Here is a 20852-nt window from a genome sequence, read left to right as displayed (position 1 = left end):
TTAGTAACCTTCGTTTTGCGTCAACGTAGGGTTGGCAATTATATCTGATGAAGGAATTGGATACACATCTCTGTATTTCTCCGTTGTTTTTCCTTCCATAATACCACCTTTCCAAGGCCAAACACCGTTTTCAGTGAATTGATTAAAACGAATCAAGTCAGTTCTTCTGTGACCTTCCCAGTGTAATTCTCTTGATCTTTCATCAAGTATAAAATCCAATGTTAAATCCGTAGCATCGATATTTCCTGCAGGACTACCATAGGCTCTTTCTCTTAACATATTAACATACATAGCTGCTTCACTTGCGCTACCACCACCACCTCTTAAAAAGGCTTCAGCATACATTAAATAAGCATCTGCTAAACGGAACATTGGAAAGTCAATATCAACAAAATCACCCGAAGCATCTGACCCTTGATTTCCGTTTACATCCAGATTTCTAAATTTCTCTACAGCATATCCATTTGAGAAGTTGAAAGGATCTTCAATCTCCAATGTTTGATCTTCTGTGAAGAAATTAGCTCTTGAATCCCCTACTTCTGTCATCGTGTAGGTATTGTTTGCTGCATTTAATGAGATGAAATAACCACCATCTTCAGCGACAACGATATTTGCTCCTCCCGGTTCCAATGACCCATCTGAATCATTATCTCCAAGATTTACACCCCAGTCATTGTCAAATCTAAACTTCATTTCTCCTGCAACTAATTGTGCAAAGATGCCGTATTGATCTGTACCTGATTCGTACATAATCATATCCGGACCATCCCAGCCATTTGTTGTAGCTGATCCAACCAAGCCCCATTTAGAAGCAGGTCCGATAGCATTGTTTAAATCGTCAAGATCTACACCTGTATCAAACTGGAAAACAAAGTTCTTCGTGGTTCTGATACCACCCCATCCACCGTTGATTCCAAAATCAGCAGCATTCATTTTTCCACCTACAGGCGCATGTGTCAAGAAGGTTGTTCCACCATATCCTGTGGTATTCAATCCGTCAAATCGAATTGGGAAAATAATCTCATTCTCAGAACCATTGATATCATTATCCGCTAAGAAAAGATCTGTATAAGTATCTGTTAAACTGTATCCGGCATTGATCACTTTCATGATATTGTCCATCGCTTCAGAAGATCTGTCAACACCAGTATACACCTGTGAATTCAAATACAATTTGGCCAATAACATCCAGGTGGCTCCCTGGTCTGCTCTCCCGTAATCATTCTGACGAGCACCAATCATATTTGGTTCGATAGCATTTAATTCAGCTACAATAAAGTCAAATACAAACGTTCTGTCTTTTTGTTCTGGAAAGAAATTTCCCACAGGATCCTCTTCAGTTACAAATGGTATGTTCCCATAAAAATCAATCGCGTGCCAATAACTTAATGCCCTCATAAAACGAGCCTCTGCCTTAAAAATTTGAATTTCAGCTCTTAAGGCTCCATCTACTCCTCTTTCGTCAAGCTTCGCATCTGTAGTTTCTCTTAAGAATTGATTAGAAATTCCAATCTGAAAGTAAATTCTATCATACATCGCTCTAATGAACTCATTACCTGAGGTCCACACGTGGTTGTGCAGGTCATGAATAGTTCCGTCATTCCAGGCAATTATTGCCTCATCTGTGTTCAATTCCTGGTGTTTCCAGAATTGACGCAAGTAATTCGAGAATCCTTCATCGATTCCCTGAATATCAGGTCTACCAGCGGGTCCTTCTTGTCCACTAACTGCAAGCCCTGCATAAACTCTTGCTAAAAACTCAGTATATGCTTCAGGATCTTCAAAAGCCTGGCTCTCTGTTAGTTCAGTCACAGGTTGTTTGTTTAATGCATCTTCACAAGAAACAAATCCCATGGCAAGCATTAAAGCAACAAATCCTACTTTAAATTTTAAATTTTTAAATATCTTCATCATTGATGCTTTTAAAAGTTAACATTTAATCCAAGAGTGAAAATTCTTGGTCTTGGATAAAAATTATTATCTATACCTCCGAAAATTTCCGGATCTAATCCATCATATTCAGTCACCGTAAAGACGTTCTGAACAGTTGTAAATAATCTCAATCCAACTTCTCCTTCTTTTAAATCCTGGAAAGTATACCCTAAGGAAATATTGTCCATTTTTAAGAAAGATGCATCTTGGATGTAGTAGTCAGACCAAAGCTGCTGCGTATCGAAATTTGTCTCAAGAACTGAGGAATGAACGTTTCTCAACGATTCTAATTCATAAACAGCTCCGTAGTAACCTCTTGAAGAGCTTACGTTATTATACGCATAGTTTCCTAAAGATGCTCTCAAAGTAAATGAGAAATCAAAATTCTTATAATTCATATAAGATGAGAATCCAAATAAATAATCTGGGTTCGGGCTCTTATAAATTCTCTTGTCGCTGTCGTTGATAACACCATCTGAATTTTGATCCACATAAACACCTTCTAAAGGAGCTCCTGATTCATCGTATACCTGTTCGTATACAAGGTAAGAAAATTGTGGATGTCCTACTTTATGCGTTTGAATTGTATTACCAACACCACCGCTGATTCCTCCTTGCGCAATACCTGGAGATTCTGGATCCTCAACATTATTCAACTTCTTAATTTCATTGGTCAACCAAGTTCCGTTGAAGTTTACATTCCATGTGAAGTTTTCTCTTTGGAAAATATCAGCATTTAAGGTAAATTCAACACCCTGACTTGAAAGATCTCCAATGTTGGTATATAAATTGTTTGTTAAATTTGATCCTGCAGGAGGAGCAATTGTACTCAAAATATCTGAAGACTCTCTTCTAAAGTATTCGATCGAACCACTGATTGCATCATTCATGAAACCATAATCAAGTCCTACGTTATACGTGTCAGATTCCTCCCATTTGATATTCTTGTCATAACCTTCTGGTCTTAAGGTATAGTGGTATTCAGATCCAAATGGATATCTTACACCAGCGTCTCCAGGAGTATAAATTGGCAAGTAACCAAAATCTTTATCTATTTCCTGTTGACCCGTCTGACCAAATCCTAACCTCAATTTAAGTGTAGAAACCGCTTCTGAATCTCTAAGAAAATCTTCTTCTGAAATACTCCAGGCCAAAGCTCCGGAAAAGAAGTTTGCCCATCTGTTTTCAGGAGCAAATCTTGAAGAACCATCTCGACGGAAAGTTCCTGTTACCAAATATTTATTATTGAAAGTATAGTTTACCCTCGTGAATAAAGACTGAAGTGCATTCAAAGATACAGTTCCAAGGTTTCCTGTTGCAGGGCTACCTAAACCATCCTGAGTCACATTGGTGTTCTCTCTGTAAAAATCCTGAAACGAATGACCCACCATAATATCAAGTTTGTGCTTTTCGTTAAAAGTATTTACATAGTTCAAATAAATATCTGCTAAGGTATTTCTCTTCAATTCAGTATAATCTCTTACTGATCCATTATCGTTGAATCCACTTGCAGATTCAGCAGGAACAATAAACTGACCTTTTACCTCAGAATAATCAAATCCAAGGTTAACTACAACGTTTAAACCATCCAGGAATCCAAATTTATAATCAAATTTAGCATTTCCAAGATATCTCTCAGTGTTGGCTTTATTTGTATTTTGCATTAATTGACCTACCGGGTTTCTTGGAGCTAACGTGTTCACACTACCGTCATCATTTAACCATTCCCAATATCCTCCAAATTCAGGTTGTCCGCTGTAAATTGGTTTTGTAGGATCAAATGATACTGATCCACCAATAGCACCGTCGTCTGCAAAATTATCTGTCACCCAAGATCCACGAATGTTGAAATCCATTTTCAACGAATTGTCAAACAAGTTTTGCTTGAAGTTCATAGAAAGACCTGGTCTTGTGAAATCATTGGTCTTTAAAATACCTTGCTGATAGGTATATCCGAATGCAATTCTATAAGAACTATTGTCAAAACCTTCAGAAATAATAAGGTTATTATCCGTTCCTAAGGCAGTCTGATAAATTTCTTCTTGCCAGTTCGTACTGTCATCCGTTAACTTGGCAATCGCATCGTCGTTTCCAAGTCTGTTCACAGTTGCTCTGTATTCCTGTGTATTCAACACATCAACTGTATTCATTTTTGATCCAACTGAGAATTTAGTGTCAAACTCAACTCTAAAATCAGAATTCATTCTTCCTGACTTCGTCGTAATGATGATAACACCGTTTGTTGCTCTCGATCCATAAATAGCTGTTGCCGAGGCATCTTTTAAAATGTTGAAACTTTCAATGTCATTTGGATTGATGGAATTTAGTGCAGGACCTTTCTGGTCGATTGGCACTCCATCAATTACATATAGCGGGCTGGTATTGCTAAAAGAAGATATACCACCACGAATCTTAACGGTACCTGATTCACCGGGTCTACCACTTGGAGGTGTAACATTCACACCGGCAGTTTTACCTGTAATTAATTGTTCAGGTGAAGCAATGGCTCCCACGTTAAATTCTTTTTCACTTACTTTTTCTACTGCACCCGTTGCATCCTTTTTGGTTGTTTGTCCATAACCAATAAGTACAACTTCATCTAAGCTCTCAGCTGATTCCTGCATCACTACCTGCCCACTGGCAGAAGCTGCAACTTCTATATTGGAATAACCAACATAAGAAAAAACTAAAATTGCGTCTGCGGCTACTTCTATTTCAAAGTTTCCGTCAAAGTCTGTCGCCGTTCCCTGTGTAGTACCTTTTACCATAACAGATACTCCGGGAAGATCTATTCCTTGGTCATCTTTTACATTACCCTTAACGACATCCTGAGCGGACATCATAAATGGTAATAAAAACAAAATCGCAAAGACTAATTGTCTAATTTTTTTCATAAAAATGAATTTAGTTATTAAGCATAATGATTTGTAATTAAACTTGCTATTTATTTAATATTTCACCCGACGAAGTTACTTTGTTAACACCAATTTAACATAAATTTTGAGGCTCTAAATTATTACGAAAACGTTTTCGTGTTAATAAGTTTAATTACGAAAACGTTAGAGTGAATTTGGATGAATGCCCATAAACGTTAGGAATTTCAGATTTTCGGTTCCAAAAATTAATAATTTGTTAAAAAAAGAGGTTCTAAATGTGTAATCGACAACTTGCGTTTTAAATATTTTTTTCAATTATAAAAATTGACTACTTTTATGAACAGAATTAACCCCCATAAATTTTTAAGTGAACCTGAATATAAACGAAGTCTCGAACTGGGATAATTCCATCTTTGCATTGATATGAAACAAAAGATAACTCTTAAAAAAATAGCCAAAGAATTTGGCGTTTCCATATCAACCGTATCTAAAGCTCTGAAGGATAGTCATGAGATCAGTACAGAACTAAAAGATAGGATTCAGGCCTTTGCAAAATACTACCATTACAAGCCAAATAGTTTAGCACTCAACCTACGAAATCAGAATACCAAAACAATCGGGGTCATCATTCCTGAAATTGTCCATCACTTTTTTACAACGGTCATTACAGGCATCGAAAAATTAGCCAATGACAAGGGCTATAATGTGATGATTTGCTTGTCTAATGAATCTTATGAAAAAGAGGTTTTAAACCTTGAAATGCTGGCAAGTGGTGTGGTGGACGGAATCATCGCCTCTGTGGCCAAAGAAACTGAGGAAAAAGATGATTATACTCATTTTACTGAATTGATCAACAATGGTATTCCTCTTGTTATGTTCGACAGAGTAGTGGATGAAATTCCATGCAGCAAGGTGATTGCAGATGACAAAGGTGGGGCAATTTTAGCTACAGAACAGCTCATTAAAAATGGCTGCACCAATATTGCATTGCTGACGACACCTGATTATGTGACTGTTGGAAATGATAGAAGAGAAGGATATTTAAAGGCCCTGGAAGATAATAAATTAGAGGTTAAACCCGAATTGATCATCAAAATTGACGACAAATTACCCATTGAAGAACAGTTGTCGGTCCTTTTTGAAAGCGGAAATGTACCCGATGGTATTTTTGCTGTGAATGAAATCTATGCAGCAACATTTTTGAAAGTCGCCGGGAAATACGGGTATAAAATTCCGGATGATATCGAAGTAATTGGATTTACTGATGGATTAATTTCAGAATTCACTACGCCTTCTTTAACAACAGTGGCTCAGCATGGGAGAACCATGGGTCGTAAATCCTGTGAACTTTTATTGGACGAAATTGACTCTCAAGATACTGTTTATCAACATAAAACAAATTTGATAAAAACTGATCTTACTGTTAGAGATTCAACTAAAAAAGTTCAATTTCAAAAATTATAAATTTATTTTATATATTTGTTGACTATTAGTAAATATTTCACGACTTGCTAATTATTTAATTCTTCACAAACTAAGGGCAGCTATTAGTGCAGTCTTTTAAGATTTTATTTTTCGGTATGTTTGGCTTGGATGACCCATATGACTATATTACTGTGTAAATAATTTCAATTCATCAATTAATAAAATAAATTATGGAAAAAAGACGTCTCAGTTTTTGGGAAATCTGGAATCTAAGTTTTGGTTTTCTAGGTATCCAAATGGGGTTTGCCCTTCAAAATGCAAATGCCTCAAGGGTATTACAAATATTTGGTGCTGATGTTCATGAATTATCGTGGTTTTGGATTGTTGCTCCCTTAACAGGATTAATCGTTCAACCCATTATTGGATACTACAGTGATAAAACATGGACCAGACTCGGACGAAGAAGACCTTTCTTTTTAACCGGAGCCGTATTGGCTTCTTTTGGCTTAATATTGATGCCTAATGCAGATATGTTTACTGCATTTATGCCTGCTTTATGGGTTGGTGCCGGAATGCTGATGATTATGGATGCCTCGTTTAATGTGGCCATGGAACCCTTCAGAGCCTTGGTTGCCGATGTGCTGCCAAGTGACCAGCGAACCTTAGGCTTTAGTGTTCAAACGGTGCTGATTGGTATCGGTGCTGTTATTGGATCCTGGTTGCCATATGTTTTGACCAATTGGGTTGGTATAGAAAACACTGCTGCTCCAGGAAAAGTACCATTGAGTTTGATGCTTTCCTTTATTATTGGAGCTGCCGTGCTTATCATTAGTATTTTAATCACTGTGTTTACTACAAAAGAATATTCCCCGGAAGAAATGGAACTGATTAATGGAGCCATCGAGGAGGAAGTGATTGAAGAATCCAGTCTCTTGAATATTTTCACTGATTTTAAAAACATGCCCACGACAATGAGACAATTGAGCTGGGTTCAGTTTTTTTCCTGGTTCGGTCTCTTCGGCATGTGGGTATTTTCTACCCCGGCCATAGCGCACCATGTATATGGTCTGTCACTAGATGACACCCATAGTACAACCTATCAAAATGCAGGTGATTGGGTAGGAATATTATTTGGTGTTTACAATGCGGTATCAGCAGTTTATGCGTTCTTTTTACCGGCGATTGCAAAAAAAGTTGGTCGAAAAAAGACGCATGCGCTTTCCTTAATTATCGGAGGTATCGGACTTATTTCAATTTATTTTGCACCAGACGAAAATTGGTTGATTCTTTCAATGTTTGGAATAGGTATTGCATGGGCGAGTATTTTAGCCATGCCCTATGCCATTCTTGCCGGATCAATTCCTCCGCGAAAAATGGGAGTTTACATGGGAATATTTAATTTTTTCATTGTAGTTCCACAAATAATAAATGCCCTGATCGGTGGTCCGATTGTAAAATATGTATACGATGGGAATCCTATTTATGCCTTGGTGATCAGTGGAGTTTCTTTTTTGATCGCTGCAGCCTTAGTTTCTAAAGTAAAAGACGTTGATGACGAAGTAATTATAAAAAATACATAATTAAAAAAATGAGTAAAAAAGCCATAATATTTGATTTGGATGGAGTGATTGTGGATACTGCCAAATATCACTATTTAGCATGGAGAGAACTGGCCATTCAATTAGGGTTTGATTTTACAGAAGCTCAAAACGAACAACTCAAAGGAGTGAGCAGAGTAAGATCTCTTGAAATCCTGCTCGATCTTGGTAATGTGAGTCTGGAAGAAGAAGAAAAAACAAAATTATTAATTGAGAAAAACAATCAATACCTGGAATATATTGCTGAGATGGATCATTCTGAGATCCTGCCTGGGATTGATGACCTGTTACATTATTTAAAATTAAATAAAGTTCCTTTTTCACTGGGTTCAGCCAGTAAGAATGCTCGACTCATTCTTGAGACACTGGAACTCCTGGATCTATTCGATGCTATTGTAGATGGCAATGATGTGAGCACAGCCAAACCTGATCCCGAAGTTTTTCTGATCGCAGCTCAGAAGCTAGGTGTTGATCCAGAAAATTGCATTGTTATTGAGGATGCCCAGGCAGGTATAGAGGCTGCAAATAAAGCAAATATGCTAAGTATAGGTATTGGAGATGAAAAAGTGCTCCAGGACGCAAATTATATATTGAATGATACAAGTGAATTAACTATTGATTTTATACAGAAGTTGATTGATTAAACCAAAAACTATGAATTTAAATTATATAAAACCCGACGAATGGAAAATTATTGAGGAAGGGTTTGATAAAGAAAATGTTACTGCCTCAGAGAGTATTTTCAGTTTAGGGAACGGTGCCATGGGGCAACGTGCAAATTTCGAAGAACAGTACAGTGGAGAAACGTTTCAGGGAAGTTATATCGGAGGTATCTATTATCCTGACAAAACCCGTGTAGGATGGTGGAAAAACGGATATCCTGAATATTTCGCGAAGGTATTGAATGCACCAAACTGGATTGGAATAGGGGTAAAAATCAATGGAACTACATTAGATTTAAATACCTGTAAAGTAATTGATTTCAGCAGGGAACTGGACATGAGAAATGGCGTCTTAAAGCGATCATTTATCGCTGAATTTGACAATAGTGATATGGTCAAAATTGAATCTGTTCGATTTCTCAGCATGAGCATTCAGGAAGTTGGAGTCATCCGATACAGTGTCACTCCAATTAATTTTCAGGGAGAAGTAGAGTTTACTCCTTATATAGACGCCGGAATTGTCAATGAAGACTCCAATTATGATGAGTTCTTTTGGGAAATTCTGGACAAAAAGGAAGAGGAGAATGAAGCCTATATTCTTTCAAAAACCTTAAAAACCGGATTTCTGGTTTACACTGGTATGAAGATCGAGTTCGAACTGAATGACTATATCATCAACATCGATAAAGAGTCAGAAGTATCTGACAAAAAAATAAGCAACAGCTATAAAACCGAAGTCAATAGCGGGGATACTTTTTCTATCGTAAAATACGGAGGGTATACCCAATCTATGAATCATCCAGATGCTGAACTTTTTAATGTCTCAAAGCGACGATTAAATGAAGCTGCGGAACTGGGCTTTGATGTTTTACTCGAAAAACAACAAAAAGCCTGGGACAAAATATGGGATACGGCTGATATTATGATATCAGGAGATATCAAGGCTCAACAAGCCATCAGATTTAACATATTTCAGTTAAATCAAACTTATTCAGGAGAAGATTCAAGACTCAATATTGGACCCAAAGGTTTTACCGGCGAGAAATATGGAGGAAGTACTTACTGGGATACGGAAGCTTATTGTATTCCATTTTATATGAGTACTAAAGACAAGGACGTGGCACGAAATCTTTTAATCTACAGGTACAATCAATTGGATAAGGCCATTGAGAATGCCGAAAAATTAGGTTTTACAAACGGAGCTGCTTTATATCCAATGGTTACTATGAACGGCGAAGAATGCCATAATGAATGGGAAATTACATTTGAAGAAATACACAGAAATGGTGCCATGGTATATGCTATTTACAACTATGTAAATTATAGCGGCGACTTGGATTATATGGCCTCCCACGGTTTGGAGGTGATCATTGCCATTGCCAGGTTCTGGAGTCAGCGTGCTACTTTTTCAGAAGACAAAGAAAAATTTGTGATCCTGGGCGTTACCGGACCAAATGAGTATGAAAATAATGTCAATAACAACTGGTATACAAATTACCTGGCAAAATGGTGTCTGGAATACGCGCTGGAAAACATTGAAATACTCAAGGAGGATTATCCGGAAGATTTTATAAGAATCACTAAAAAGGTTCAGCTACTTGAAACTGAATCAAAGGTATGGGAAAACGTTGCAGAAAATATGTATTTCCCATTCAGTGAAAAGCACGGTGTGTATTTGCAACAAGATGGCTTTTTAGATAAAGAACTTGTTCCTGTTGATCAGTTACCAAAAGCCGAAAGGCCGATCAATCAAAAATGGTCCTGGGATCGAATTTTAAGATCTCCCTATATAAAGCAAGCGGATGTGTTGCAGGGTTTTTATTTCTTTGAAAACCTATTTGATCAAGAAGCCATAAAAAAGCATTTTGATTTCTACGAGCCGCTAACAGTTCACGAATCGTCACTATCTCCTTGTGTACATTCCATCCTGGCCGCAAAATTAGAACGTACTGAAAAAGCCTACGAAATGTACCTGAGAACTTCCAGGCTCGACCTGGACGACTATAATCATGAAGTTCATGAAGGTCTTCATATCACGAGTATGGCTGGAACCTGGCTTTCCATTGTTCAAGGTTTTGGAGGCATGAGAAATTTTGACAATACTTTATCGTTCGATCCAATTATTCCAAAAAACTGGAAATCATATTCTTTTAAGATCAAGTATAGAGACCATACAATCAAGGTGTTCAAAAATCATGAAGGTTGTAAATTCTATAACGAATCTGATACACCTATTGATATAATTGTCTCAAACAAAACGGTTACCATTCAAAATACGGACCTGGTGATTCTCTAAAAAAACCTGTAACAATGAAACAAATAGTCTTTTTTTTATTGCTTTTATGTAGCACGGCGGCTATGTCGCAAATTGAAAGAGTTGAACCGCCAAATTGGTGGGTAGGATTTGAAAATTCAGAGGTACAGTTATTGATAAAAGGACAGGAAATTTCGGTGTATACTCCAGAGATAAACTATCCTGGAGTCGCTCTTAAGAAAGTATCCAAAGCTAAAAGTCCTAATTATCTATTCCTTGATCTCACCATTGGTCCTGAGACGAAACCGGGGAGCTTCACAATTGTTTTTGACGTAAAAGGAAAGAAAAAGATCAAATACACCTACGAGTTAAAAGAAAGGGAAAAAGCCGGCATAGACTATATCGGTTTTGATAGTTCGGATGTAATTTATCTTATCACACCGGATCGGTTTGCCAATGCCGACCCTTCCAATGATATCGTCAATGGACTCCGGGAAACCGCCATTGACCGCAAAAGTGACTATGCACGACATGGAGGTGATATCAAAGGCATCAGTACACATATTGATTACATTTCTAATATGGGCTTCACCGCTATCTGGTCTTGTCCTTTGCTGATTAATGATATGGATAGCTATTCCTATCATGGCTATGCCATTACGGATCTTTATGAGATCGACCCTAGATTTGGTAGTTTAGAAGACTATGTGGATTTATCAGCCAAAGCCAGGGAGAAAGGAGTAAAACTAATCATGGATCAGGTGGCCAATCATTGTGGACTTGAGCATTGGTGGATGAAGGACCTCCCATTTGAAGATTGGGTGAACCACCAATCTACATTTGAAGCTGGTGAAAAAACAATTTATTCAAATCATCGCAGAACTACCAATCAAGATCTTTATGCTTCCAAAATAGATGCCATTGGTATGACTGATGGTTGGTTTGTAGACTCAATGCCGGATTTAAACCAAAACAACCCTTATATGGCAACCTATCTTATTCAAAATAGTATCTGGTGGATAGAGACAGCACAATTAGGAGGAATCAGACAAGACACCTATCCTTATCCTGATAAAATATTTATGTCGAACTGGGCGGGTGCCATCATGAAGGAGTATCCGAATTTCAGCATCGTTGGAGAAGAATGGAGTTATAATCCTTTGTTGGTAGGTTATTGGCAACAAGGCGCAAAAAACCATGATGGGTATGAATCAAACTTGAGATCAAGTATGGATTTTCCTATGCAGCGTAAAATTGTGGAAGCACTGATTGAAGAAGAAAAATGGGATAAAGGGCTGGTTAAAATATATGAAGGCTTGGCCAATGACTTTCATTATCCAAGTCCGAAGGACATTATGATATTTCCAGACAATCATGATATGGATCGTATCCATACACAATTGAATGAAGATCCTGTATTGACCAAAATGGCCATGGCCTATTTGTTAACGCTTCCAAGGATTCCTCAACTATATTACGGGACCGAAATACTAATGCAGAATTCTGCCAAACCCGGAGATCATGGATTAATTAGAACTGATTTCCCCGGTGGTTGGGAAGGTGATACTGTAAATGCTTTTACAGGTGAAGGACTGAATTCCGAACAAAAGGATATGCAGCTTTACTTAAAGACCTTATTGCAGTTTAGAAAAAACAGTCCGGTAATACATGAAGGCCGCACGATTCATTTTTCACCAAAAGATGGAGTTTATTTACTCTTTAGAATTAAAGACGATGCTATCGTTGCAGTCATTTTGAACAAAAATGACGAGCCCTATAATTTAGATCTGCACAATTTTAAAGAAATGGGCTTGGAGGACAGGCAACTTCAAAATATCATCACCAATGAGAAAATTATTTGGAAGGATCAGTTAACCCTGGAAAAAAAAGGAGCTATTATTTTATCTACTCTCGATTAGGATGTCTATTAACAGAAGTTCAAAATGGTTCTTCACTATTTTATATTGCCTTTGGTCAATACTTGTGCTTGGGCAAACTAAAATCGTGCTAGCATCAATTCCTGAAAACACACCAGCTGGATCCCAGATCTTTATTTCGGGAGATTTTGAAGGATGGTCCGGTGGTCAGGAAGGGTATGAACTAGCGTTTTCGGAAGGTCAATATTCTATCATATTGCCTGACAGCTTGAATAACATTTCTTTCAAATTTACAAGAGGTTCCTGGGATCAGGTAGAAGTCGGTTATAATGCCAGACAAACTCAAAATCGAAGCTTAGACCTCTCTAAAAATAAGCGGCAATACAATGTTTCGATAGAGAATTGGAAAGACTTGAGTCTATCGCAATCGACTGCTTCGAAAAATGTACACCTCCTTTCTGAGGCCTTTGAAATGCCGCAACTGAATTCAACAAGACAAATATGGATCTACCTGCCGCCAGATTATGAGAAATCTTCTGAACATTATCCTGTTCTTTATTTACAGGATGGACAGAATTTATTTAACGCCGAAACCTCTTACAACGGTGAGTGGGAAGTTGATGAGGTCCTGGATGTTTTATTTGAAAAAGCAGGTCTTAAAATCATCGCAATCGGTATTGAAAATGCCGGAGCAGAAAGAATCAATGAATATACCCCCTGGAAACTTAAAGGATATGGTTCGAACCCAAAAGGTGACGCCTATATTCGGTTTATTACTGAGACATTAAAACCCTATGTTGATGAAAATTACCGCAGCCTTACATCAAGTGAAAATACGGGTATCATCGGAAGTTCTCTCGGGGGACTCATCTCGCATTATGCCGCATTCAAATATCCTGAAATTTTTGGATTGGCAGGTGTTTTTTCGCCGTCTTTTGAATTGACCCCGGAGAGTTTTAATTTTACTCAAAAGTACAGTCCATTGTTTTATTCAAAGATCTATTACATGTCTGGAGATTCAGAATCTCCGAAAATGGATGAATTAATGTTAAAAATGACAGCCCAGATAAAAGCTTCTGGTTTTCCGGAAGCAAACATCAAATCAAAAGTTGTGGCGGGCGGTGAACACAACGAAACTTTATGGAGAGAGAATTTCGGAGCAGCCGTTAGCTGGCTTTTCGATAAAAATAATAAAGAATAATACCACTTAAAATTCAATACAATGATCAAGAATCTTCTTATGACAAGCCTGAGTTTCCTTTTACTTTTAGGAGCATGCAAAGAATCCAAACAAGAAGTAACCTCTGCCGAGAAACCTTCAAATGAAGCTCCCTTTTATTGGGAAAATGCCAGTATCTACTTCCTGTTGACCGATCGATTTAACAATGGAGATAAAAGCAATGATGTAAATTTTGACCGCACACTGGAAACTGCACCTATGAGAGGCTTTCAGGGTGGTGACATTAAGGGTATCACAGAAAAAATAGCCTCTGGATATTTTACTGAGCTTGGAATCAATGCCATTTGGTTCACGCCTGTTGTAGAACAGATTCACGGTGGTACTGATGAAGGAACAGGGTTTACTTATGGGTTTCATGGGTACTGGGCAAAAGACTGGACAGCCCTGGATCCTAACTTCGGAACGTTGAAAGACCTGGAAACCTTGGTGAAAACGGCGCATGAACATAAGATCAGAATTGTTATGGATGCAGTTATAAACCATACAGGGCCCGTTACTGACATAGATCCGGTCTGGCCTGAAAACTGGGTGAGAACCAGTCCTAAATGCGAATATAATTCGTACGAAACGGCAGTTCATTGCACCTTGGTCGAAAACCTCCCGGATATTTTAACCGAATCAGATGAAGCAGTGGATTTACCCGAAGCGCTTGTTCAAAAATGGAAAAATGAGGGTAGGTACGAGCAGGAAATGAATGAATTAGATGCATTTTTTGAAAGAACGGGGTATCCAAGAGCTCCCCGGTTCTATATTATAAAGTGGCTGTCTGATTTTGTAAGAGACTATGGAATTGATGGGTTTCGAGCCGATACAGTGAGGCATATTGAAGAAGAGGTCTGGTTGGAATTCAAGACGGAATGCGATCTTGCCTTCGAACAATGGAAAAAAGAAAATTCTGCAGAGGTATTGGATGATACCGATTTCTATATGGTTGGAGAAGTGTATGATTATGATATCATCTCTTCTGGAAAAAGTTTTGATTTTGGAGATGTAAAAGTCAATTATTACGACCATGGATTTGACAGCATGATCAATTTTGAATTCAAAAAAAGTGCCACGGGTGGATATGAAGAATTATTCGCTACGTATAGCGATACATTAAACAATAAAGAAAAAGGGTTTCAGGTATTGAATTACCTCACTTCACATGATGATGGAAACCCATTTGACAAGGAAAGGAAGAAAACCTATGAAACTGCTACAAAATTATTACTAAGCCCGGGAACAGCTCAGGTTTATTATGGTGATGAAACTGCCAGAGAACTCATCATTGAGGGAACTCAAGGAGATGCTACCCTACGTTCCTTTATGAATTGGGAAGCCATTGAGTCTGATGCTCAAACGAAAGAACTGTTGGCTCACTGGCAAAAATTAGGAGTTTTTAGAAGAGATCATCCAGCTATTGGAGCTGGTCAACATTCAAATATAAGTATGGCTCCTTACATCTTTAAAAGGGAATTGTCTAAAGATACATTTACGGATGCTGTGGTCATTGGTCTGGATCTCGAAACTGGAGTAAAATCTATTAATGTTGCTAATGTCTTCGTCAGCGGCGCTGAAGTTCATGATGCCTATTCCAATACGTTTGCCCAGGTAAAAGACGGTACAGTTACTTTAGATACGCCATATTCAATAGTGTTACTCGAATCGAAGAATTAGAAATAATATGAAAAATCGATTAATCCTTTTCGTTTTACTAATATTCAGCTTATTTTTCGGCTGTCAAAATGAACATGATTCAAAACCTCCCTCGATGACAAAAAAAGAACAGAAAAAAGTAATCTATCAGGTTTTTACGCGCCTGTTTGGAAATGACAATACAACAAATAAACCCTGGGGAACCATTGAAGAAAATGGCGTTGGTAAATTCAACGACTTTACAGATGAGGCACTGGCTGAAATTCGCGACCTTGGTGTAAGTCATATCTGGTATACAGGCATATTGCATCACGCAATGGTGACTGATTATACCCAATATGGGATATCAAATGATGATCCTGATGTGGTAAAGGGTCGGGCAGGTTCTCCCTATGCCGTAAAAGATTACTATAGTGTAGATCCGGACATGGCATCAGATCCTGCCAAAAGAATGGAGGAATTTCTGGCACTGGTTGAACGAACTCATGCCCAAAACATGAAAGTGATTATCGATATTGTACCGAATCATATTGCACGTAAATATGAAGGAATGAACAATCCGGAAGGAGTCGTCGATTTTGGAGCTAATGATGATACTTCAGTTGAATACAAAAAAGATAATAACTTCTATTATGTTATTGGGGAGTCCTTTAAGGTACCTCATTGGCAACATGGTTACAAACCTTTGGGTGGTGAAACTCATCCATTAGTAAATGGAGAGTTTAAAGAAAATCCGGCCAAATGGACCGGTAATGGTTCTCGATTATCCCAACCCGATCAAAACGATTGGTATGAAACAGTAAAGATCAATTATGGCGTACGACCTGATGGAACCAAAGATTTTGACTCACTTCCCCAGGATTTTAGATCGAAGGATCATCAAGTACATTTTGATTTCTGGAAGGATAAATCAGTTCCGGATTCATGGATCAAATTTAGAGATATTGCTCTGTTCTGGCTTGAGAAAGGAGTTGATGGCCTAAGATATGATATGGCAGAAATGGTTCCTGTGGAATTCTGGAGCTATTTAAATTCATCTATTAAGGTGCAGTATCCAGACGCGCTTTTATTGGCAGAAGTATATAACCCTGGTCTGTATCGAGACTATATTCAATTGGGGAAAATGGACTACCTATATGATAAAGTTGGCTTTTATGACAGTATTAAACATATTGTTCAGGGACATGGCTGGACCGATCATATCCCAAAAGTGCAGGAAGAAATCATGGATATTGAACATCATATGCTTCATTTTTTGGAGAACCATGATGAGCAGCGGATCGCGAGTCCTGACTTTGCCGGATCAGCTGAAAAAGGAAAACCTGCGATGGTGGTCAGTACAACCATCAGTACCTCACCTACCCTTGTCTATTTTGCACAGGAACTAGGAGAACCTGGGGCGGAAAATGCTGGTTTTGGCTCGCCTACCAGAACTTCGATTTTTGATTATATCGGCGTACCGCATTTACAGCGTTGGACCAATGATAAAAAATTCGATGGAGGCTCGCTCTCTGCTGAAGAAAAAGAGTTACGTAATTACTATGAAAAGTTACTGAACTTTTCGCTACATAGTAGCGCATTAATGGGAGATTATCGCGAGATTCATTATTTCAATAAAGATCGTAACCCTGATTACGACCACAGAATTTTCTCTTTTGTACGCTGGTCAGAAGATGAAATAGCCATTGTTGTTTCAAATTTTGATGTTGACAATAAGTATGTACTTGATCTGATCATACCAAAGGATCTTATAGATCTTTGGAAGCTAAAAGAAGGAGATCACAAGCTCATTGATCAACTTGATGAATCGTCTCATGGCAGCTTAAAAGTTAGTGACAAGGAGGGAGTTATTGGTATCAAACTGGCACCGCTCGCTTCTCATATATTTGTCTTAAAAAAAAATGAATAGGCCGTTTTAAAAAAAGCAACCTATTCATTTCATAATGAGGGGGAAAACGATTTTCTATAGTTATTTTAATAGTAATTTTTGCTTGTGACTTTTCATTATTTCTTTGATGAGTGAGAAAATTTTCTTTTTCACATATTTAAACTTTAGCACATAATGGTTGAAGTCTTTTTGAAAAAAGCGCAGTTTTCGCGAGATTTCAGTGGTTGACTGGTCCTTCTCATCATGAACTGACGATGCCATCCATTGGTCAAAGATGGTCAGTTCGTCAATCAATTCTACACCCATACCTTCTACTTCCTTCAGCTTTTTAATGAGCTTTCTTGTTGTTTCAAATAACTCCTCTGAACTCAATTCAAGAAAATGAGAACTCAATAAATGCTCTAAAAAAGACTGCTCATCCTGCATGAACTCTAATTCACGCATATAATTAATTGACAGCTCATGAAGCTCATACATCGTTTTAATTTCTTTTTTCATCATCTTAGAAATTTCATGTTGATTGAAAAAATAGGGAGACACTGCTCCCTATTTCTATGATTAATGCACTTCAATGACTCGTTTTGGAATAATTTCATCCGTATGAACCTTATTCAAAACTAATTTCAAGATACCACGATTGTATGTTGCATCAATCATTTCTTCTTCATTTACATTATCTGGTAATGTAAATGATCTTAAAAAAGAATTGTAATTAAACTCTCTACGAGTATAATTTTCAATCTCTTCTTCCATTTCCTCCTTTTTTTCTGCGGAGATCTTTAACAAACCATTTTCAATCGAGATTTCAAAGTCTTTTTTCGTAAATCCGGGGGCAGCCATTTCAATTTCAAAGAATTCTTCAGTTTCTCTGATGTTCATAGCCGGGATCCATTTGTTTTCGGTTAAAAAATCATTTGTTAAAAGTCTGTCAGAGCCTAAAAGGTCATTAAACATGGTGTCGTACCAAGGTAATCTGGTTTTTTTAAATTTTACTAGAGTCATGACAAATCATTTAAATTAATAACAGCATAAAACTACTTTCCTATCTTCTTTATCACAATGATGATTGTCAATCGTATCATTGATTCTAATCAAAAAAGTTGCCCCGAAGGGCAACTCATTTTTTAATCAACTGTATTTCTAATTATAGAAATACTCCTTCATCATCTACCTTCACCCTAATCCTTTTTTTACCATTTTCCAGCACAATTTTGTACTGTTTTTTACTACCGAGCGTGGCATCATAATTTACCTTGTATACATCCTTGGCAATCTTCCATCCTGGAAACCTATCAGCCACTGATGAGGCTACACTTTCAGGTAAAGCAACATTTTTGAATTTTTCAATGGTGTAAAGAATTTTCCCATCTCTATCATAGGCAGCTACAACTTTTCCATCAGGTATGTAAAAATATACCCTGTAAAAATCGCTTCCGTCTTCATAGAATTCAGAACTTTTTACATCAAATTTTGCCACCATATCCTCCAATAACTGAACTGAAACAGCAGCTTCTGAATTATCTATGCTATTCAGATATTTATAATTAGTGGCACGCACCTCTACTTCTGGTAACATGCCATCATTAACAACCTGAGCATAGAATTGGGCGCTAAGCCCAATAGCTAATAATACTAACAATAATTTTTTCATAATGCGTTGGTTTTAATTAATACTGTTACTCATTTCTGGGTACTAATGTAGATCGGAAATAAATTTCAGGCAATGACAAGGCTCAAGGGAACCAGTGATAGTTATCAATCATCATGCTGAAAATCGAGCCATGGGAAATCTAAATTGTAGAGGAAATGCCCACTTTACGTGCAGCCAAAAAAAAGGAACAGGAAGTTTTAATTTCCTGTTCCCTCTCAAATCAAAAATACCTTTTATAAATTCACAATACCTTTCGCTAATTTCAACTCAGATCATACTCTGATTCCGGTATCTGACAAGCTATAAAACCTATCTTTGATTTTAAAGGCCTTTCGGGTTTTTAATCTGAAGTGCCTTTCTTAATGTTTCATAGAATTTGATTCTTTAAATGAATGAATACTTCTCTCATTTAATACCCCAAACTTATAAGATAAAATAAAGCAAAACAATGACCAGGATCAATCGAAATATTGATTCTAATCAATTCGTTCAAATCACCTAATACAATACCCATTGATAGGCCTGGTTTAAAAGAACCAATCCGATAATAAACATCATAAAAAGGACAAACTGGAACCATTTAAAATCAATATTTTCGATCCATTTATTTGCAAATCCAGGAAAAGCAAACTGACTCACCCCTTTTAACAAACTAAACCATCCGAATAAGGTGATCAGAATCCGCCAGTCTTTTACCCACACATTGTGAAGCAAAATATTTAACAAGCCTATCAAAATACCCAGAATTGATAAAATGAGCATGAATGGCTCGTTTTTTGTAAAGGAGAACATCTGCTTTATTCTTTTAGGATAGAAAATGAAAAGAGCAAAAAACAATACAAAAAACCAACCCCAAAATTTGGCCAGAAAAAGAGCGTCAATCATAATCAATCAGTCAATTGGTGAATAACAAAAAGAGGCACCTTTGAATGAAAACTCAAAGCTTTTACTTTGGGTTTAAAAAATAGCCTTTCAAAAAAATTGTAGTGTCTTGCTATTATGGCAATCATATCAATTGTTCCCCTGCTTTGGATAAAACAATTTATACCATCCTCAAAATCATCCATCGTGAGGAAATGATAGGTATGGTCAACATTGATGAGGAAGGAATCCAGTATGTTCTTATTCTGATGCTGTATTTCATCCAATTCATCCTTATCCGTAAAATGGACAATTCTTAGCATTGCCCCCTGCATTTCTGCCAAGCTTAACAAAGGGGCTAAGTCTTTCAACTCATAATTGATTTGAAAGTCTGTTGGAAATACGATCTCTTTGGGTGGTTTAAAATCACTGTATTCAGGAACTGCGATTACATGACACGTATTTTTCATGATAACATCACTGGCATTGCTCCCGAGAAAAATTTCTTTTGCTCCGGTGGCTCCCTTAGTTCCCATAACAATCAATTCAACATCCTTTGTGTCAACTACTTCTTTCACCGCTAAACTTAAGAGGTTATAGTCGCTTAAGGCCTCAAATATATGTTTATCATTTTGAGGTATTTCTTTCAGAAGATTTTCTAATTCTTGTCTGGAGGCATCGTACATTTCGTCTTCCACCAATGTCAGATTTGAGATGTTCTGGTCTAAAAGCTCTTCGTTTGTGAGGTGTGGAATTCTAAACACATTCAATACGTAGAAAGTACATGGTACATTTGCAAATAACTTTGTAGCGTATCGAATGGCATTGACAGAATTTTTTGAAAAATCAGTGGGTAGTAGAATTTTCTTCATGATCAAATATTTAATGCTTTTAAGCTAAAATATTTGCCCTTATTTTACATTGACCTGCATCAATTTCCCCATTGATTT

The 20852-nt window shown here is 37.3% G+C and carries 15 protein-coding genes; 8 read left to right on the top strand and 7 right to left on the bottom strand.

Going from position 1 to position 20852, the window contains the following annotated elements:
* Positions 1 to 1911, bottom strand: a complete 1911-nt coding sequence (locus tag ACR2MV_RS09570) for a RagB/SusD family nutrient uptake outer membrane protein (RefSeq protein WP_434021689.1) — start codon at positions 1909 to 1911, stop codon at positions 1 to 3.
* Positions 1912 to 1922: 11 nt separating this feature from the next.
* The gene (locus tag ACR2MV_RS09565) at positions 1923 to 4826 is read right to left on the bottom strand and encodes a SusC/RagA family TonB-linked outer membrane protein (RefSeq protein WP_434021688.1); all 2904 of its coding nucleotides are present in this window, start codon (positions 4824 to 4826) and stop codon (positions 1923 to 1925) included.
* Between the two features lie 405 nt (positions 4827 to 5231).
* Here ACR2MV_RS09565 and ACR2MV_RS09560 point away from each other — a divergent pair, with 405 nt between their 5' ends.
* The 8 genes from ACR2MV_RS09560 to ACR2MV_RS09525 all read left to right on the top strand — a co-directional run bounded on the left by ACR2MV_RS09560 (position 5232) and on the right by ACR2MV_RS09525 (position 17411).
* Positions 5232 to 6272 carry a LacI family DNA-binding transcriptional regulator gene (locus ACR2MV_RS09560; RefSeq protein ID WP_434021687.1) on the top strand — a complete coding sequence of 347 codons (1041 nt, stop codon included), beginning with the start codon at positions 5232 to 5234 and terminating at the stop codon, positions 6270 to 6272.
* A 191-nt stretch (positions 6273 to 6463) separates the two neighbouring features.
* The gene (locus ACR2MV_RS09555; RefSeq protein ID WP_434021686.1) at positions 6464 to 7813 is read left to right on the top strand and encodes an MFS transporter; all 1350 of its coding nucleotides are present in this window, start codon (positions 6464 to 6466) and stop codon (positions 7811 to 7813) included.
* Positions 7814 to 7821: 8 nt separating this feature from the next.
* Entirely contained in the window at positions 7822 to 8475 is a 654-nt protein-coding gene (pgmB, locus tag ACR2MV_RS09550; protein WP_434021685.1) for a beta-phosphoglucomutase, read from the top strand.
* A 10-nt stretch (positions 8476 to 8485) separates the two neighbouring features.
* The gene (locus ACR2MV_RS09545) at positions 8486 to 10789 is read left to right on the top strand and encodes a glycoside hydrolase family 65 protein (protein WP_434021684.1); all 2304 of its coding nucleotides are present in this window, start codon (positions 8486 to 8488) and stop codon (positions 10787 to 10789) included.
* A 14-nt stretch (positions 10790 to 10803) separates the two neighbouring features.
* Complete coding sequence (locus tag ACR2MV_RS09540; protein WP_434021683.1) at positions 10804 to 12666, top strand: glycoside hydrolase family 13 protein; 1863 nt, start codon at positions 10804 to 10806, stop codon at positions 12664 to 12666.
* A gap of 85 nt (positions 12667 to 12751) precedes the next feature.
* Positions 12752 to 13825, top strand: coding sequence for an alpha/beta hydrolase (locus ACR2MV_RS09535; RefSeq protein WP_434021682.1), 1074 nt, complete (start codon positions 12752 to 12754; stop codon positions 13823 to 13825).
* Between the two features lie 21 nt (positions 13826 to 13846).
* Positions 13847 to 15523, top strand: a complete 1677-nt coding sequence (locus ACR2MV_RS09530) for an alpha-amylase family glycosyl hydrolase (protein ID WP_434021681.1) — start codon at positions 13847 to 13849, stop codon at positions 15521 to 15523.
* 7 nt (positions 15524 to 15530) lie between these two features.
* The gene (locus ACR2MV_RS09525; protein ID WP_434021680.1) at positions 15531 to 17411 is read left to right on the top strand and encodes an alpha-amylase family protein; all 1881 of its coding nucleotides are present in this window, start codon (positions 15531 to 15533) and stop codon (positions 17409 to 17411) included.
* Positions 17412 to 17471: 60 nt separating this feature from the next.
* Here the strand turns inward: ACR2MV_RS09525 and ACR2MV_RS09520 are convergent, their stop codons facing one another.
* From ACR2MV_RS09520 to ACR2MV_RS09500, 5 genes are all read right to left on the bottom strand, one after another.
* A complete protein-coding gene (locus ACR2MV_RS09520; RefSeq protein ID WP_434021679.1) occupies positions 17472 to 17891 on the bottom strand; it encodes a hypothetical protein in 420 nt (139 codons plus the stop codon).
* Positions 17892 to 17948: 57 nt separating this feature from the next.
* Positions 17949 to 18392, bottom strand: a complete 444-nt coding sequence (locus ACR2MV_RS09515; RefSeq protein ID WP_434021678.1) for an Hsp20/alpha crystallin family protein — start codon at positions 18390 to 18392, stop codon at positions 17949 to 17951.
* A gap of 142 nt (positions 18393 to 18534) precedes the next feature.
* The gene (locus ACR2MV_RS09510) at positions 18535 to 19041 is read right to left on the bottom strand and encodes a nicotinate-nucleotide adenylyltransferase (protein ID WP_434021677.1); all 507 of its coding nucleotides are present in this window, start codon (positions 19039 to 19041) and stop codon (positions 18535 to 18537) included.
* A 498-nt stretch (positions 19042 to 19539) separates the two neighbouring features.
* A complete protein-coding gene (locus ACR2MV_RS09505) occupies positions 19540 to 19803 on the bottom strand; it encodes a hypothetical protein (RefSeq protein WP_434021676.1) in 264 nt (87 codons plus the stop codon).
* Positions 19804 to 19928: 125 nt separating this feature from the next.
* A complete protein-coding gene (locus ACR2MV_RS09500) occupies positions 19929 to 20774 on the bottom strand; it encodes a universal stress protein (protein ID WP_434021675.1) in 846 nt (281 codons plus the stop codon).
* Positions 20775 to 20852 lie beyond the last annotated feature (78 nt).

The organism is Lutimonas sp. (assembly GCF_051011215.1).
In the GTDB taxonomy this organism is placed as follows: domain Bacteria; phylum Bacteroidota; class Bacteroidia; order Flavobacteriales; family Flavobacteriaceae; genus Lutimonas.
Note: the sequence above shows the minus strand (reverse complement) of the source record. Positions and strands in the feature narration are given on the sequence as shown.

Excerpts from the sequence above, each read along its gene's own strand:
- ACR2MV_RS09570 (WP_434021689.1), bottom strand. The coding sequence starts at position 1,911 with ATGAAGATATTTAAAAATTTAAAATTTAAAGTAGGATTTGTTGCTTTA.
- ACR2MV_RS09565 (WP_434021688.1), bottom strand. The coding sequence starts at position 4,826 with ATGAAAAAAATTAGACAATTAGTCTTTGCGATTTTGTTTTTATTACCA.
- ACR2MV_RS09560 (WP_434021687.1), top strand. The coding sequence starts at position 5,232 with ATGAAACAAAAGATAACTCTTAAAAAAATAGCCAAAGAATTTGGCGTT.
- ACR2MV_RS09555 (WP_434021686.1), top strand. The coding sequence starts at position 6,464 with ATGGAAAAAAGACGTCTCAGTTTTTGGGAAATCTGGAATCTAAGTTTT.
- pgmB (WP_434021685.1), top strand. The coding sequence starts at position 7,822 with ATGAGTAAAAAAGCCATAATATTTGATTTGGATGGAGTGATTGTGGAT.
- ACR2MV_RS09545 (WP_434021684.1), top strand. The coding sequence starts at position 8,486 with ATGAATTTAAATTATATAAAACCCGACGAATGGAAAATTATTGAGGAA.
- ACR2MV_RS09540 (WP_434021683.1), top strand. The coding sequence starts at position 10,804 with ATGAAACAAATAGTCTTTTTTTTATTGCTTTTATGTAGCACGGCGGCT.
- ACR2MV_RS09530 (WP_434021681.1), top strand. The coding sequence starts at position 13,847 with ATGATCAAGAATCTTCTTATGACAAGCCTGAGTTTCCTTTTACTTTTA.
- ACR2MV_RS09525 (WP_434021680.1), top strand. The coding sequence starts at position 15,531 with ATGAAAAATCGATTAATCCTTTTCGTTTTACTAATATTCAGCTTATTT.
- ACR2MV_RS09520 (WP_434021679.1), bottom strand. The coding sequence starts at position 17,891 with ATGATGAAAAAAGAAATTAAAACGATGTATGAGCTTCATGAGCTGTCA.
- ACR2MV_RS09515 (WP_434021678.1), bottom strand. The coding sequence starts at position 18,392 with ATGACTCTAGTAAAATTTAAAAAAACCAGATTACCTTGGTACGACACC.
- ACR2MV_RS09510 (WP_434021677.1), bottom strand. The coding sequence starts at position 19,041 with ATGAAAAAATTATTGTTAGTATTATTAGCTATTGGGCTTAGCGCCCAA.
- ACR2MV_RS09505 (WP_434021676.1), bottom strand. The coding sequence starts at position 19,803 with ATGCTCATTTTATCAATTCTGGGTATTTTGATAGGCTTGTTAAATATT.
- ACR2MV_RS09500 (WP_434021675.1), bottom strand. The coding sequence starts at position 20,774 with ATGAAGAAAATTCTACTACCCACTGATTTTTCAAAAAATTCTGTCAAT.